This window comes from Flavobacterium sp. XN-5 (assembly GCF_008033395.2).
Classification (GTDB): Bacteria; Bacteroidota; Bacteroidia; order Flavobacteriales; family Flavobacteriaceae; genus Flavobacterium; species Flavobacterium hiemivividum.
This window is the reverse complement of the sequence record NZ_VOGZ02000005.1, coordinates 157,293-171,741: the sequence shown is the minus strand read 5'-3', so window position 1 is coordinate 171,741 and position 14,449 is coordinate 157,293. Positions and strand designations below refer to the sequence as shown.

12 protein-coding genes are annotated in these 14,449 nt (G+C 35.6%); 4 read left to right on the top strand and 8 right to left on the bottom strand.

What is annotated here, in order from left to right; genetic code table 11:
- Window positions 1-23: 23 nt before the first annotated feature.
- From FQU23_RS10545 to prfB, 5 genes are all read right to left on the bottom strand, one after another.
- Window positions 24-536: a GNAT family N-acetyltransferase gene (locus tag FQU23_RS10545; RefSeq protein ID WP_147673791.1), complete on the bottom strand. Its 513-nt coding sequence runs from the start codon at window positions 534-536 to the stop codon at window positions 24-26.
- A gap of 396 nt (window positions 537-932) precedes the next feature.
- Window positions 933-2,561 (bottom strand): acyl-CoA carboxylase subunit beta, encoded by a 1,629-nt coding sequence (locus FQU23_RS10540; protein ID WP_147673790.1) that lies wholly within the window; start codon window positions 2,559-2,561, stop codon window positions 933-935.
- 153 nt (window positions 2,562-2,714) lie between these two features.
- On the bottom strand, window positions 2,715-3,713 hold the full coding sequence (lpxD, locus tag FQU23_RS10535) for a UDP-3-O-(3-hydroxymyristoyl)glucosamine N-acyltransferase (RefSeq protein ID WP_147673789.1): 999 nt from the start codon (window positions 3,711-3,713) through the stop codon (window positions 2,715-2,717).
- Between the two features lie 482 nt (window positions 3,714-4,195).
- Window positions 4,196-4,900 (bottom strand): energy transducer TonB, encoded by a 705-nt coding sequence (locus FQU23_RS10530; RefSeq protein WP_147673788.1) that lies wholly within the window; start codon window positions 4,898-4,900, stop codon window positions 4,196-4,198.
- Between the two features lie 95 nt (window positions 4,901-4,995).
- Window positions 4,996-6,097 (bottom strand): peptide chain release factor 2 gene (gene prfB, locus FQU23_RS10525; protein ID WP_147673787.1). Its coding sequence is split into 2 segments (ribosomal slippage): window positions 4,996-6,033 and window positions 6,035-6,097, totalling 1,101 coding nucleotides; the frame shifts between segments, so codons are not numbered across the junction.
- 90 nt (window positions 6,098-6,187) lie between these two features.
- Here prfB and FQU23_RS10520 point away from each other — a divergent pair.
- The gene (locus FQU23_RS10520; RefSeq protein ID WP_147673786.1) at window positions 6,188-7,207 is read left to right on the top strand and encodes a threonine aldolase family protein; all 1,020 of its coding nucleotides are present in this window, start codon (window positions 6,188-6,190) and stop codon (window positions 7,205-7,207) included.
- Between the two features lie 65 nt (window positions 7,208-7,272).
- On the opposite strand, the gene FQU23_RS10515 is transcribed toward FQU23_RS10520, so the two are convergent.
- A complete protein-coding gene (locus FQU23_RS10515) occupies window positions 7,273-7,593 on the bottom strand; it encodes a YbaB/EbfC family nucleoid-associated protein (protein WP_147673785.1) in 321 nt (106 codons plus the stop codon).
- A gap of 141 nt (window positions 7,594-7,734) precedes the next feature.
- Between FQU23_RS10515 and FQU23_RS10510 the strand changes: the two genes are divergently transcribed.
- The 3 genes from FQU23_RS10510 (at window position 7,735) to wrbA (ending at window position 12,264) form a co-directional block, all read left to right on the top strand.
- Complete coding sequence (locus FQU23_RS10510; protein WP_147673784.1) at window positions 7,735-9,795, top strand: S9 family peptidase; 2,061 nt, start codon at window positions 7,735-7,737, stop codon at window positions 9,793-9,795.
- A gap of 70 nt (window positions 9,796-9,865) precedes the next feature.
- Window positions 9,866-10,906, top strand: a complete 1,041-nt coding sequence (locus FQU23_RS10505; RefSeq protein WP_132111259.1) for a PLP-dependent cysteine synthase family protein — start codon at window positions 9,866-9,868, stop codon at window positions 10,904-10,906.
- A 191-nt stretch (window positions 10,907-11,097) separates the two neighbouring features.
- Window positions 11,098-12,264: an NAD(P)H:quinone oxidoreductase gene (gene wrbA / locus FQU23_RS10500; protein WP_147673783.1), complete on the top strand. Its 1,167-nt coding sequence runs from the start codon at window positions 11,098-11,100 to the stop codon at window positions 12,262-12,264.
- Between the two features lie 211 nt (window positions 12,265-12,475).
- Here the strand turns inward: wrbA and FQU23_RS10495 are convergent, their stop codons facing one another.
- Together FQU23_RS10495 and FQU23_RS10490 are read right to left on the bottom strand one after the other, a co-directional pair.
- Complete coding sequence (locus tag FQU23_RS10495; protein WP_147673782.1) at window positions 12,476-13,675, bottom strand: aminotransferase class I/II-fold pyridoxal phosphate-dependent enzyme; 1,200 nt, start codon at window positions 13,673-13,675, stop codon at window positions 12,476-12,478.
- 19 nt (window positions 13,676-13,694) lie between these two features.
- Window positions 13,695-14,327 (bottom strand): MarC family protein, encoded by a 633-nt coding sequence (locus FQU23_RS10490; RefSeq protein ID WP_147673781.1) that lies wholly within the window; start codon window positions 14,325-14,327, stop codon window positions 13,695-13,697.
- Between the last annotated feature and the right edge of the window lie 122 nt (window positions 14,328-14,449).

Sequence of the window (14,449 nt, the reverse complement as noted above, 5' to 3'; positions counted from 1 at the left end):
ATTTTAGTTCAAATTTAACTATTTTATTTTTTAGTGATAATCTTCTCATAAGCTTTTCTGGCGCTACCTCGAAAATACACTTCGCCACAATAAACGTAACCTAATTTATCAAAAACTTTGATCATAGCAAAGTTGTCAAAATTAGTGTCTGCTTTGATGCTGTAGATATTGTTGCTTATCGCAAAATCTTCAATGAAACCAACTAATTTTGTAGCCAAACCTTTCCCTAAATGATTCTCTGAAATAGCGACGCGATGGAAAACAACAAAATCATTATTCGTAAGCCATTTTCCAACTATCTTTTCATATTCGGGTTCATCACTGATTAGTAGCGCAGTGTATCCAATGATAGTTTCTCCTTCAGTCAAAACAAAACCTGCATTTTTATCAATGTCATTTTTTATCACTTCTGGATTAGGATAACCGTCTTGCCATTGGTTGCTGCCATCCTTTTTTCTACGTGAGATTGCTTTTTGTAATATGTCCCATATTTTTGGGATTTCTGAAATGGTTGCTTTTCTAAATTGGTGATTCATTAGTTTAAGATATATATTTAGGTCTTGCGATTGTTTCGAGGACTTTTTTTGCGGGTACAAGCGGCACGCTTGCGCTATCAAGGGGTATTATTTTTTGTAAGATTGTATAAAGAACTTGAAAATGAGTTTCATTTTCATATTATAAATATCGGCTTTGTAATTTGTGCCCGCAATCTACATTAAATCAACTTTTATTTAATTCTCTAAATCTGAGTAATCAAAATTTTGTACTGTGTTGATATTGTAAAATGGCGTTAAAAACAAAACTACAACTTTTTACAGTTGTAGTTTTTGTGCTATTTGAATTTTTGTGCGTGCACAGAGTACAAATTCACGCTTTCCTCTGTGTGGAAAATATCCGCACCATCAGTAGACTTTTTTGCTCCTTAAGATAAATTATACCTGAATTACACCCAAGTTAAATTGTTTCTCGATAGGGGAGTGATTCGCTGCTTCGATACCCATGGATATCCAAGTTCGTGTGTCAAGAGGATCGATAATCGCATCTGTCCACAATCTAGAAGCAGCATAGTAAGGAGAAACCTGTTCGTCGTATCTTGCTTTTATTTTGTCAAAAAGTGCTTTTTCTTTCTCTTCGTCGACGATCTCACCGCTTTTCTTCAAGGAAGATGCTTCGATTTGCGCCAATACTTTTGCAGCTTGTGTTCCGCCCATAACGGCTAGTTCTGCACTTGGCCAAGCGAAAATCAATCTTGGGTCATACGCTTTTCCACACATTGCATAGTTTCCAGCACCGTAGGAGTTCCCCACAATAACCGTAAATTTAGGTACTACAGAATTACTTACTGCATTCACCATTTTGGCGCCATCTTTTATGATTCCGCCTTGTTCTGATTTAGATCCCACCATAAAACCGGTAACATCCTGAACAAAAACTAAAGGAATTTTCTTCTGATTGCAATTTGCTATAAAACGAGTCGCTTTGTCGGCACTGTCAGAGTAGATTACACCGCCAAATTGCATTTCCCCTTTTTTGGTTTTTACCACTTTTCGTTGGTTAGCAACAATTCCTACAGCCCAACCGTCGATTCTAGCGTAACCAGTAATTATTGTTTGGCCATAGCCATCTTTATAGGCTTCAAATTCGGAGTTATCCACAAGACGGTTGATAATCTCCATCATGTCGTATTGCTCATTTCTAGCTTTGGGCAAAACACCGTAGAGTTCTTTTTCGTCTAAGGCCGGTTTTTCTGACTTCACACGGCTGTAACCGGCTTTATCGAAACCTCCTATTTTATCAACTATATTTTTTATTTTGTCTAATGCATCTTTGTCGTCTTTGGCTTTGTAATCTGTCACTCCCGAGATTTCACAATGTGTGGTAGCACCTCCCAAAGTTTCATTGTCGATACTCTCTCCAATAGCTGCTTTTACTAGATAACTACCCGCAAGGAAGATACTACCTGTTCCTTCAACAATGATCGCTTCATCACTCATTATAGGTAGATAAGCACCTCCGGCAACACAGCTTCCCATGATAGCCGAAATCTGGGTAATTCCCATACTACTCATTTGGGCGTTATTCCTAAAAATACGTCCGAAATGCTCTTTGTCTGGAAAAATTTCGTCCTGCATTGGTAAATAAACTCCTGCACTATCTACTAAATAGATAATAGGTAGCCGATTTTCCATCGCGATTTCTTGTGCACGCAAGTTTTTCTTGGCAGTAATTGGAAACCAAGCACCCGCTTTTACGGTGGCATCATTAGCGACTACAATACATTGCTTTCCGCCGATATAACCTATTTTGACTACAACACCTCCAGAAGGACAACCGCCATGTTCAGCATACATTCCTTCACCAACAAAAGCTCCAATTTCAATACATTTCGCCTTAGGATCTAGTAGATAATCAATGCGCTCCCGCGCTGTCATTTTTCCTTCGGCATGCAGTTTTTGAATTCTCTTTTCGCCTCCTCCCAATTTTACTTTCGAGAGATTTTGTTTTAATTGAGACAATAACAGTTTATTGTGATCTTCGTTTTTATTGAAGTTTAAATCCATGTTGTAATAGTGTTATAAATAGTTGGTGCTAAAATACAAAATCGAACGAAATAAAATTTATTATTTTGGTTCATTTGTAAATAATTTCGAGATAAAATCAAAAAAACAGAAGCGAACTCCTGTTTTTTTATGAATATGATAAAATCTACTTGTTTATTTCTTAGATTCGTTAACGAGTCTTTTTAATATTGCCCATTGTTTTAAGGCATCGCGTGCTTCAACTGCAGGATAGCCCAAAACTGTTTTTCCAGCGGGTACATCACCGGTAACTCCAGATCCAGCTCCTACGATTGCTCCGCTGCCTAGAGTGGCATGGTCTTTTATGGAGGCGCTTCCACCAATGATAACGCCGTCCCCTAAGGTTACAGAACCTGCGACTCCACTGTGTCCAGCCATAATACAAAAACGTCCCAATTTACTGTTGTGACCAATTTGTACTAGATTATCAATTTTACATCCATCTCCTAAAACCGTTGAACTAAATTTTCCCCGATCCACGCAAGAGTTGGCGCCTATTTCGACATTATTTCCTATAACTACATTTCCTATTTGAGGAATTTTTACCAAACCTCTTTGAGGGCAAGGGCGAAATCCAAATCCATCTGCTCCGATAGTCGCATTAGGATGTATGATACAATCATTACCAATATGGCAACGTTCTCTAACCACCGCTCCAGACCATAAGATTGTGTTTTTACCAATGGTAGATTCATCAAGAATGGTGACATTAGGATAAATGATAGCATTTTCGCCAATTTTCACATTGGGTCCCACATAACATCCAGCACCTATTTTTGTTCCAAGACCGATGGTCGCTGATTTAGAAACAACTGCCATTGGGTGAATGTCGATGTAAAATTCGGGTGCAGGAGGAGCAAAAAGTTCTAAAACCTGAGACATCGCTAAGTCAGCATTTTTCACTTTGATGAACGCTCTATTTTCACCTGGTTCTATCGAAATATCCTCATTTACTACCGCAACACAAGCTTTAGAAGAAGCCCATAATTTTTCATATTTTTTATTTCCAATAAATGATATTTCAGAATCGGTAGCAACCTCAAGTTGTTCAGGCGCTGTAATCGCTTGGGAAGTGTTTCCATATATAACTCCGTTTAGAATTTCATTTATTTCTTGGACTGTATAAGATTTCATAAGTGGTAAGGTGCTAAATACTTTAATTCGAATTCAAATAAAGTAAATAGTAACTAGTTTTCCAAATCCTTTATGAATAGTGAATGTAACATTAACTAAAAATAGTTATTAATTTTTCTTAATTGTGAAGGTTTTACGATTTATAGTTACTCTCCTTTTGGTGGAATTACTATTTAACTATTGTTCTCGAATGATGGTGAAATACTAAAAAAGCCGACGTAGTATAATCCTGTCGGGTTTGATAATTATCTGCTTGCTAATAAAAACAGTTATTTTTATTGTATACTATTTCTTTTCTTTTCACCGTACCTTTAATTAAAAGATTTTAAAGAAAGCGGTGTCTACTTTTATGAGTTAACTATTAGAAACATCATTTTTTCAAAAATTTGATCTTTTATATACGGGAGAAGTTTATGTTATATAGCTTTAAAATGAAAGGATAATCGATTGGTATACAATTGATATTCAGAGAATTATAATTTTTAATTGTATTTTATGGTAATTGGAATTTTTAGTTTTACTACGGCGTCTTTACCATCGATTTGACCAGGAGTCCATTTGGGACCATTCACTAATACTTTTATCGCTGCTAAATCCATCTCTTTGTTGATGCTCTTAATAACTTCAAAGTGATTTAAAGTACCATCCAATTCAACAGAAAATCCAATAACTATTTGACCTTGGCCGCTATTTGGGGCTTTAAAATTTTTTGCTACATAAGCATAAAATAATTTGATGCCTCCAGGAAATTCGGGGTCTTTTTGATAAGGAAAATATGCGATTTCACTTCCGTTTTCATCAAAACACTTACCGCTCACAAATAAACCATTTTTAAAGTGCTCAGTACGTTTGATTTGCCCGTTTTCATAATACGAATTTGAAACTCCTTCAATCTTGTTTTTTACGTAAAATAAATCTCTTGCTTTATTTCCGTTTTTGTGCCATTCAATTGAAGACCCCTCTTTAACTCTCTTGCGATAGTTTGAGAAAAAATCACTGTTTCGCTTTGTACCATCGATAAAGTACGTAGTTCTTTGTGTGCCTTTTTCTAACTCTTCGTAAGTACTGTAATATACAGCTTTTTCTGCGGTAAGTAATTCCTTGAAATCTTCAGTAAAATAGACCTTTTCTTGACTATAAAAAGTACTCGAAATTAGAAATAAGAAAAATAAAACAGATTTTTTCATACGTGCTACACTTTTATTTTTGGCTAAAATAAACAAAAAATCCTACAAAGAAGGTTTGGTTTCTCTGTAGGATTATAATTAGTGATAAAATATCATTATTCTTCCTCGTCCCTTTGTCCCATCATCATTAGATAGGCCTTCAAGAATTCGTCGATTTCACCATTCATCACACCGTCGACGTTGCTGGTTTCATAACCGGTACGTACGTCTTTTACTAATTTATAGGGCTGCATCACATAATTGCGAATTTGTGAGCCCCATTCTATTTTCATTTTTCCAGCTTCAATGTCAGCGCGCTGCGCTAATTGTTTCTTTAGTTCGATTTCGTACAACTGCGAACGAAGCATTTGCATCGCACGTTGTCTGTTGTCTTGCTGTGAACGAGTTTCTGAACATTGAATTTGAATGCCTGTAGGTTTGTGAAAAAGTTGCACTTTAGTTTCGACCTTATTCACATTTTGTCCACCGGCACCACTAGATCGAGAAGTGGTAATTTCAATATCGGCGGGATTGATATCAATCTCGATACTGTCATCTACAAGCGGATATACATATACAGACGCAAATGAAGTGTGCCTTTTTGCATTACTGTCAAATGGAGAAATACGCACTAAGCGGTGAACTCCATTTTCTCCTTTTAAATATCCAAAGGAATAATCACCTTCAAACTCAAGTGTAACGGTTTTTATACCAGCGGCATCTCCTTTTTGGAAATTCAGTTCTTTTATTTTGTAGCCGTATTTCTCACCCCACATCATGTACATACGCATAAGCATTTCGGCCCAGTCGCAACTTTCAGTACCTCCAGCACCTGCAGTAATCTGTACAACAGCACTTAGTGAATCGCCTTCGTCAGAAAGCATATTCTTGAATTCTATGGCTTCGATATGATTTGAAATAAGAGCATATTGCTCATCTAATTCTTCTGTAGTGAGTTCTCCCTCTCTATAAAATTCATAGGCTAGCTGCAGTTCGTCAGTCATTTCGACTGCTTTATCGTAGTCTTCAATCCATTTTTTCTTATTTCGAAGATTTCTTACAATTAGTTCGGCTTCTTTTGCGTTATTCCAGAAATCTGGAGCAAAAGTCTTTTCTTCTTCGTTAGAAATTTCAATTAGTTTGGCATCAACGTCAAAGATACCTCCTCAACGCACCAAGGCGCTCTACAATACCTTTAATTTGTTCGGTAGTTGTCATAAATTATGTAATTTTGTGCGACAAAAATAAGAAAAATTTTTACTTGGGGAGAAGTCGCGGCTTTTCCTTTCGAAAATATAAAATAAATCAATGGAAATAAATTTAATTAGCGATACAATTACTAAGCCTTCAATTGAAATGTTGCAGTATATGTTCAATGCCGAAGTAGGTGATGATGTATACAAACAAGATCCAACAGTAATAGAATTAGAAGATACCATAGCGCAAATATTTGGGATGGAAGCAGGGCTGTTTTTCCCTTCGGGAACAATGGCTAATCAAACGGCTTTAAAACTTCATACAAATCCAGGAGAGCAAATTATTGCCGATAAATATGCACATGTTTACCTGTATGAAGGTGGCGGTGCTTCATTTAACAGTGGAGTATCTTTTGCATTGCTTGATGGTGATCGCGGAATGATTACTGCCGAGCAAGTGGCTGGAGCCATAAATGATCCCGAATTTTACCATAGTCCGTTAACGAGTTTAGTTTGTGTCGAAAACACGACTAACAAAGGCGGTGGTGCTTGTTATGAGTTGGACGAATTAAAAAAGATAAAAGAAGTATGTGTTGCTAATAATTTGAAGTTCCATCTTGATGGTGCCCGAATTTGGAATGCCTTAATTGCCAAAAAGCAAGATCCGAAAGCCTTTGGACGTTTGTTTGACACGATTTCAGTTTGTTTATCCAAAGGAATGGGTGCGCCAATAGGTTCTGTACTATTAGGAGATAAAGCGACCATTCATCGTGCGTTGCGTATTCGAAAAATATTAGGAGGCGGAATGCGTCAAGTGGGGTATTTGGCGGCAGCCGGATTATATGCTTTAGACAACAATATCAGTCGTCTTGCAGAAGACCATAGAAGAGCAAAGGAATTGGCTGCAGTTTTGCAAACTAGAGATTGGGTAGCCAAAGTCGAGCCGGTTGAAACAAACATCTTGATTTTTACTTTGAAAAGTAATTACAGTGAGAAGAACTTTATCGAAAAATTAAAACAGAAAAATATATCTATTAGCTCAATGGGGCAGGGTAAATTGAGAATGGTAACACACCTTGATTATAGAGAAGTGATGCATACTTACGTTTTAGAAACCTTGGCCAGACTGTAAATTATGAGTTATGAATTATGAGTTACTATATTGACTCATAATTCATACTTCATAAAGTGTTTATTTTACTTAAATAAGTTGTCCATGCCTGGAATCATAGGCATATCCATTTTTGCAACAGCATCAAGTTCCGCTTCATTTACCTTCGTTGCTTTCTCGATTGCTTTGTTCATCACTAAAATCATATAGTCTTCTAGTTGCTCTTTGTCTTCCAATAATTCATCGGCAATAGTGACTGATTTTATCTTTCTGTTAGCAGTTACTGTAACTTTCAATAAACCGTCTGTACTTTGTTCATCAACAAGAACTGTATCCAGGCGTTTTTTAGTGTCTTCCATTTTTTGTTGGGTTTCTTTAAGTTTACCCATCATTCCCATTAAATCCATTTTTTATAATTTAAAAATTATTGAAATACGAAATTACGAATTTTTGAATGAATAAGGATGTTAAATTAGATCAAAAACGGATGCGTTATAGATCGGCTTTGTTTATTTTTGCAGCTGCTTTATAAATATGAAACTCAAATAATGACAGAAAACATACAGCCACCAGTTGCTAAAATTATACCTACACTATTAGAAAAATTTGACGACGTAAGAGTTGATAATTATTTTTGGCTAAAGGACCGCGAAAACCCTGAAGTGATTGACTATCTAAATAAAGAAAACGAGTACTATCAAAAAATGACGGCTCATACTCAGGAGTTCCAAAAGGATTTGTTTGAGGAAATGAAAGCTAGAATCAAGGAAGACGACGAGTCGGTTCCTTACCTATATAATGGTTACTACTATATAACCCGTTTTGAAACAGGTAAAGATTATCCTATATATTCTCGAAAAAAGGAAAGCCTTTCGGCAAAAGAAGAAATCATGCTGGATTGCAATGAACTAGCAAAAGGCAAAAAATATTTCAAATTGAGTGGATTGAGCATCAGTAATGACAATCAATTAGCAACTTATGCCATAGATTTAGTGGGAAGGAGAATTTATACTTTAGAAATAAAAAATCTCACAACGGGCGAAATCATAAGTGACAGAATAGAAAATACTACTGGAAATTCGACTTGGGCAAACGACAATAAAACGATTTTCTATACTACTCAGGATGCAAATACTTTACGTTCGGATACTGTTCGAAAGCATAAATTAGGAACAGATTCTGCAGCAGATGAAATAGTTTATTTCGAAAAAGATGACACTTTTGATGTAGCTGTAGGAAAAGAGAAATCAAAAAAATACATTTTGATTAGTTCATCAAGCACGCTAACAACCGAATTCAGAACTTTATTAGCAGACAATCCGAAAGGGAAATTTAAAGTTTTCCAAAAAAGAAAAAGAGGATTGGAATATAGTATTTCTCATTTTGGAGATCATTTTTATATACTTACTAATAAGGACAAGGCAACTAATTTCAAATTAATGAAAACGCCTGAGTCTAAGACTTCGATGGAAAATTGGGAAGATGTTATTGAACATAGAGAAGAGGTTCTACTTGAGGACATTGATATTTTCAAGGACTTTTTGGTAGTAACAGAGCGTAGCAATGGTTTAACTCAAATAAGAATCATGCCTTGGGATGGAGCAGAAGAGTACTATTTGCCTTTTGAAAGCGAAACTTATACAGCTCATGCGACTGCAAACGTTGATTTTGAAACTGATATTTTAAGATATGCATTTCAATCTATGGCGACACCGGCTTCGATTATTGATTTCAATATGAAGACCAAAGAAAAGGAAGTCAAGAAAGAACAAGAGGTATTAGGCGGGAACTTCGATAAGGATAACTATACTGAAGAACGTGTTTGGGCAACTTCTAAAGATGGAACTCAAATTCCTATCTCTATGGTTTATAGAAAAGGATTGAAAAAAGATGGTAAAAATCCATTGCTTCTTTATGCATACGGTTCTTACGGACATTCTATGGATGCTTATTTTTCATCTACAAGATTATCCTTGCTAGATAGAGGCTTTGTTTATGCTATAGCGCACATTCGCGGCGGAGAAGATTTAGGAAGACAATGGTATGAAGGTGGAAAATTATTAAAAAAGAAAAATACTTTTAAGGATTTTATAGATTGTTCGAAGTTTGTAATTGAGCAAAAATATACTTCTCGCAAACATTTATATGCTGAAGGTGGTTCTGCCGGCGGATTACTGATGGGAGTTATTTTAAACATGGCGCCAAAACTATACAATGGTGTAATCGCTCAAGTACCTTTTGTTGATGTTACTACTACAATGCTAGATGAAACAATTCCACTTACAACGGGGGAATATGATGAATGGGGAAACCCAAACGTTAAAAGGTATTATAAGTACATGAAGTCCTATTCTCCTTATGATAATGTAAAAGCCCAAGCTTATCCAAATATGTATATTTCAACGGGATTACATGATTCACAAGTGCAATATTGGGAGCCCGCAAAGTGGGTTGCTAAGCTGAGAACATTAAAAACTAACAGCAATCTTTTGTTTTTAGATACGAACATGGACGCAGGTCACGGTGGAGCGTCGGGAAGGTTTGAAGCTATTAGAGAATTAGCGAAGGAATTTAGTTTTTTGTTAGATTTAGAGAAAATTAAAAAGTAATTCAAAAAAATTTGTTAAATTTGCCACGTTATGAGGTCTAATAAAATTCACCTCGACTAACTATTTTTTTATGAAAGAAGAAATACAAGCTTACAATAGTGTTTTAGATTTAATTGGTAATACACCTCTTATTAAACTAAATAAAGTCACAGAAAAGTTAGAAGGTAATTTCTATGCCAAAGTAGAAGCTTTTAATCCAGGCCATTCCTCGAAAGACAGAATCGCATTATATATCATTGAAGAAGCAGAAAGAAAAGGAATATTATCTCCAGGAGATACCATCATTGAAACGACATCGGGTAACACTGGTTTTAGTATTGCAATGGTTAGTATCATCAAGGGGTATAATTGTATTCTTGCTGTAAGTTCAAAATCATCTAAAGATAAAATTGATATGCTACGCAGTTTAGGCGCTAAAGTCTATGTTTGCCCAGCACATGTTTCTGCAGATGATGAGCGCTCTTATTACAATGTTGCCAAAAGACTACACGAAGAAACTAAAGGATCTGTTTATATCAACCAATATTTCAATCAGTTGAATATTGATGCGCATTATAACTCTACAGGACCAGAAATTTGGAAACAAACTAATGGTAAAATCACCCATCTTGTTGCTTGTAGTGGCACAGGAGGAACGATTTCAGGAACTGCAAAGTTCTTAAAAGAACAAAATCCTAACATTAAAGTACTTGCTGTTGATGCTTTTGGATCGGTATTGAAGAAATACCATGAAACAAAAGAATTTGACAACGATGAAATTTATCCATACAGAATTGAAGGTTTAGGGAAGAACTTAATTCCCTCAGCTACAGATTTTGATACTATCGATAAGTTTGTGAAAGTTACTGATGAAGAAAGTGCACACTGCGCAAGAGAAATTACTAGAACAGAAGGTTTATTTGTAGGTTATACTTCGGGAGCAGTTTTGCAAGCGATTAGACAATATGCCGAAGAAGGTGAATTTGACGAAAATAGTAATGTAATCGCAATTTTTCCAGATCATGGATCTCGTTACATGAGTAAAGTTTACAGTGATGATTGGATGAACGAGCAAGGATTTTTTGATAGCGTTAATCAAGAAGAGGTTCAGAAAATTGAACTTATAAAATAGAAAATTACAATGTTTAAATAGAGAAACTCCAGAGAAATCTGGAGTTTTTTGTTTTAGTCGCTTAGCGCTATGTTTTATTGATATTTTAATAAAATACTTTAGGATAATTATAAGATTTTTAAAATAGTATACCCCTAGATTTGTAGGGTGGCGTATTGCCGAAATCTATTAATAATTGTATTAATTCTTCTATGAAAAAAAACACATTTTTATTCTCCTTATTCTTTTTAGTGCTGCTGTCACAAACCTCTTTTGGGAAAGATAAAGAAACAAACTTATTAATTTTACTTCATTCACAAAATGGATCGACGCTTAAATTAGCTCAGGGAATAGCACAAGGAATACTGTTGTATCCCAATACTAAAGTAGTGATAAAGAGAGTACCCTCATTAGATTCTAAAATGGTTTTAAGTTCGGATGTGCAAAAACTTCCAATTGCGACAATTGAGGAGTTAGCCATTTACGATGGTATCGCTTTTGGAAGTCCTGTACATTTTGGTAACATAAGTGCTGATATGGCTGCTTTTTTTGCTAAAAGTATTCCTCTTTGGACTACTAGAGCTTTAGAAGGGAAGCCTGCAACAGTGTTTATGTCTTCGGGTTCAGGTTCAGGAAATGAGGTTGCTATACAATGTTTTTGGAGTACAGTGGCTTTACATGGTATGGTTATTATCCCTACTGGTATTATGGCAAGTGATATGTTAGATAAAACAATAGCTCAGGGAAACACTCCTTTTGGTGCTACTTCAATAACTGGTGCTACGGGACCAAGACCTTCCGAAAGTGAATTGGCTTTAGCAAAGGAACAAGGAAGGGCTTTGGCTAGAACAGCTAGTGCGTTGAAAATTTTTAGCACATCTAAAATAAGTGAAAATGTTTTAAGTACGGAAAAGGAATGGGATGTAAACCAAACGCTTGTTAAATTAGGAATTGTTATTCCTAAAGCGCCAAATCCAGTAGGAAATTATGTTCCGTATGTAATTTCAAATAATGTGGTTTATATTAATCAAGTTGCTTTAAAAGACGGTAAAATTCTTTACCCTGGAAAAATAGGAACAAATGAAATTACCGATGAACAGGCCAAAGAAGCTACAAAGCAAGCGTTTTTAAATGTAGTTTCTGTTTTAAAAGAAGCGTGTGGTGGTGACTTAAATAGAGTTAAAAGAGTGGTCCAGCTAACGGGTTATTTTAATACTTCCGCTAATTATACACAACATGCCGCAATTATGAATACTGCTTCAGATTTAGCTGTAGGTATATTTGGAGATAAAGGTAAACATGCACGCGCAACAATTGGAGCGGTTTCATTACCTATAAATGCTTCTGTGGAAATACAGGCTATTTTTGAAATAGAATAATTATTTAAAACTTCGTGTTATTATATAAAAACTCTAGAGAAATCTGGAGTTTTTTTGTATTTAAAAGTTAGGTTGCGCTCAGAGTGGTAGCTTTCTATCGGGAATTTACGAAAAAGCGATCTTTAATAAAACAAAAAATCTGCTTAAAATGGCTTTTAAGCAGATTTGGAAAAGAAATAAACAAATTAAAAAAATACTTGTTAGTATTGGGTTATAGAATATCCAATTCTTGCATACAGGTTTTCATCATTTCGTATGTTCTTGCAATGTCATTGTCTAGACCAATTGAAAAACGGATCAAACCTTCAGTTAGCCCCATTTCAGCTTGTTCTTCTAATGGAATTTCGCTTGAAGTTGAAGTCCCAGGAGCACTAAACAGTGTTTTATAGAATCCTAAACTTACCGCTAGATAACCTAAGTTGTGTGATTGCATTAGTTCCATTAATGCATTGGCTTTCGCCAAAGTACCAACGTCTAATGTCAGCATTCCGCCAAAACCGTATTCTGGATTGATCATCGAGGCATATAAGTCATGACTTGGATGACTCTTTAAACCTGGATAAACCGTTTTTATTCCGTCTTTTTCGAAATGTTCAGCTAGGTACGCTGCATTATGGCTGTGTTGTTTTATTCTGAGGTGAAGTGTACGAAGGTTTTTCATCACACTTGCAGAGCGCATGCTATCCATTGTTGGACCTAATAACATACTAGCACCACTATTAACGTCTTTTAATTGATTGATAAAGTCTTGTGAAGCACAAGTAACACCGCCTACAGTATCACTGCTTCCGTTGATGTATTTTGTTAAACTGTGAATTACGATATCAGCACCAAATTTAACCGGAGAAACAGATAGCGGAGAGAAAGTATTATCAACAACCAATTTTAAATTGTGTTTTTTGGCAATTTTTGATAAACCTGCAATATCAGCAACTTCTAATAAGGGGTTACTTACTGTCTCGCAATACAATACTTTCGTGCCTGGTGTAATCGCTGCTTCAACTGCGTAAAGTTTTGTAATATCTACAAATGTCGTTTTGATTCCGAGTCTCGGTGCGAAGTTTTTAAGAAAGGCATAGGTTCCGCCATAAATCGTTCTGCTCGAAACAATGTGGTCTCCGGAACCACACAACTGCAATAAAGTAGGCGTGATGGCACCCATTCCAGAAGCAGATACATTTGCTGTTTCAGTGCCTTCCATTGCAGCCATTGCTTTGTCTAAATACAAATTACTAGGAGAGGAATGACGGGAATATAGATAACAGCCTTCCATGTTTCCTTCAAAGGTGTCGAACATCGTTTTTGCCGAAAGGAAGGTGTAAGTCGAAGAATCTGAAATGGATGGGTTTACACCACCAAATTCACCAAAATACTGTAAGTCTTGAATATTGTCTGCGGGATTGAATTTCATACTGGTTGTTTTTTATTAGTTATTGCATTAGATTGTGTAAAATTGGCTTTAATCCACTAAAAAAGAATTCGACCGCGATTACCATAACGATAAGTCCCATAAGTCTCATCATGACGTTTATACCTGTTTGTCCTATTACTTTTATAATTTTAGAAGAACTCAGTAAAACAAAATAGGTAGTTAAGACTATGGCTGCGATAGAAACGAGTAGAATTACTATTTTAGAGATAGAAGTTGCATCTTCCATTAAAACAATTGCATTTGTAATGGCGCCTGGTCCGCAAATCATAGGGATGGCAAGAGGTGTTATGGAAATATCATTCACATAAGTTTTTACTTCGTTTTTTTTAATTTTTACAGCGCTCAATCTTGCTTGTAGCATATCCATTCCCATCATAAAAAAGATAACGCCACCTACAATTTTAAAACTGTTCACGGAGATTCCGAAAAATTTAAAAAGCAATTGTCCTGAAAGCGCAAAGCAAATGATAATAATGAAGGAAACTAAAGAGGCTTTTTTGGCTGTAACTTGACGCTCCTTTTCAGTCAAGTCAGTGGTCATAGTCAAAAAAATAGGCATTGTCCCTAACGGATTGATCAAGGTAAAGAAAGAGGTGAGGCATAAAAGGCCAAAAGTGATTAAATCATCCATTAAAACAGTACTATTTATAATGTAAAGTACGTTTATATAGTTTTTATTTTCAATATTAAAGTTAAAACTCAGTTTTTAAAACGGTAAATATTAAATTATGTAGATTTTATTTCTATTTTTAT